Annotated in this window: 1 protein-coding gene; it reads left to right on the forward strand. The window is 40.8% G+C overall.

All coding sequences use genetic code 11. From position 1 onward, the window contains the following. The coding region (locus BOQ62_RS05355; RefSeq protein WP_129037738.1) for a GEVED domain-containing protein at positions 1–2,150 on the forward strand (2,150 nt) is incomplete at both ends.

The following is a 2,150-nucleotide window of genomic DNA, read 5'->3' on the forward strand; positions in this document are numbered from 1 at the left end:
TCTACTGTTGGAGCTACTTATACCGTAAGATGGAGAGTGGCACCAAGTGGAGCCTGGCAGACTGCTACCGTTACTGCAGGTCAGAACTTCTATGGAATTACAGGTCTTACAGAACAGACCAACTATGAAGTTCAGGTTTCTACAACATGTGGAGGTTCTACAGGAGCTTACTCGTCATCAGTAGCATTTACAACACCGCCATTGTCTTATTGCCCGATGACAGGTACCGGAACCAACGACCATATTTCGAATGTAACGGTTACCTCTTCGAACCTTGGAGTTCCACCAATGAATAACACTTCAGTACAGACTAACTATACCAGCTATACTACTCCTGAGACTCTTATTACTTTAGATGTCAATTCTCAAAATAATAAAATCTCTGTAGCAAAAGGCTGGACGGGAGCAACTGGAAACGATGCTGTAACTGCATGGCTTGACTTTGACAGAAACGGTCAGTTTACTGACGCCGAGAGAATTTTAATTTCTCCTGCCAATACAACTACTCCTGTTACTGCCACTTTTGCAGTTCCATCAACGGCTTACACAGGACCATTGACAACTACCCTGAGAGTTGTGCTTAAACGTACAAGTGCTCCGGTAATGTGTCAGAATGCAGTAGATGGAGAAGTAGAAGACTACAGAGTAAAAATAAGACCTTGTAGCAATGCAACACCCAATGCACCTACATTTACCACAACCCATACATCAGCCACAGTTACTATTACAGGTGCAGGAGTAAGTTATGTGGTGAGATACAGAGTTCAGGGAACAACTGCATGGACGTCAGTATATGCTTCCACACAATTGGGTAACCTTCCATTGGTAATTAATGGATTGACTCCAGCTACAACTTATGAAGTAGAAGTGGCAGCAATTTGTGGAGATATTGTAGGAACAGCAACTCCGATCAAGACCTTCACAACAAGATGTGATCCTACTCCTCCAAACGTAACAGTAAGTAACATTACTCCAACAACAGCATTGATTACATGGGCTCCGCTGGCAGCAAGCTCTACCTATACAATGAGATGGAGAAAAGTAGGTACTACTACATGGAATATTGTAAGTTTACCGGCAGCTCCTGCCAATACTTATGTATTAGGAAGTGTAACAGCATTAGAGCCATATACTACATATGAAGTTCAGATTGCAAATCAGTGTAATGGAGAAACCACATTGAATCCATATTCTAACCCTAAAGTATTTACAACAGAAAGAATATGTCAGATTCCTCCTCCAGGATTGACCATTACTCAATTATTGCCTACATCGGCAGAGATTACATGGGATCCTTTCCCAGGAGCAACTTACGTTCTTAGATATAGAAAAGTAGGAATTCCAAGCTGGACAGAAGTACCATCATTAGTTAATAACCTTGTATTAACAGGTCTTACTGAATTAACGAAGTATGAGATGCAGGTAGTGAATATCTGTAACGGTACACCAGGAAATTACACTCCTCCATACTACTTCACAACTCCTACAGTAATTTACTGTAAGATGAAGGCAGGCAGTTCAACAGGAGAACATATTTCTAAAGTTACCGTGAAACCAACTGGTAAGAAAACAATGGAGAATGAATCAGGAGCCTCTACGTATACCGATTATACGGGAGTTCCTAAAACATTCATCGAAATGATTCAGGGTTCAACAGACAATGAGATTATCATTGAGAAGAAATGGACAGGAACTACCTACGATGAAGGAATCGCGGTATGGATTGACTTCAACAGAAACGGCGAGTTTGATATCAATGAAAGAGTATTTACTTCTTCACCGAATTCAAACAGTCCAGTATCAGGAAAGTTCAATGTCCCTGCTGATGCCTTTGTAAGTATGACAGACTATAAGTATGTTGTGATGAGAGTAGCAATGTCAAGAGATGGTATCCCTGTAAACTGTACAGACTTCAAGAACGGAGAAGTAGAGGATTACACGGTGAGAATCTCAAAACCAATTGCAGCTAACCCAATTGATCAGACCAGTATCATGATCTATCCAAACCCTGTAAGTTCAGTATTGTTTGTGAAGAATATCAGCAAGAGAGCTAAGTATACGATCTACAATGCCGCAGGACAGGTGATTGCAAACGGTATCTTACTGAACAACCAGATCAATGTAAGTAAATTGATCAACGGTGTTTATGT

Origin of the sequence: Chryseobacterium sp. CH21 (assembly GCF_004119445.1) — a bacterium.
GTDB lineage: Bacteria > Bacteroidota > Bacteroidia > Flavobacteriales > Weeksellaceae > Chryseobacterium.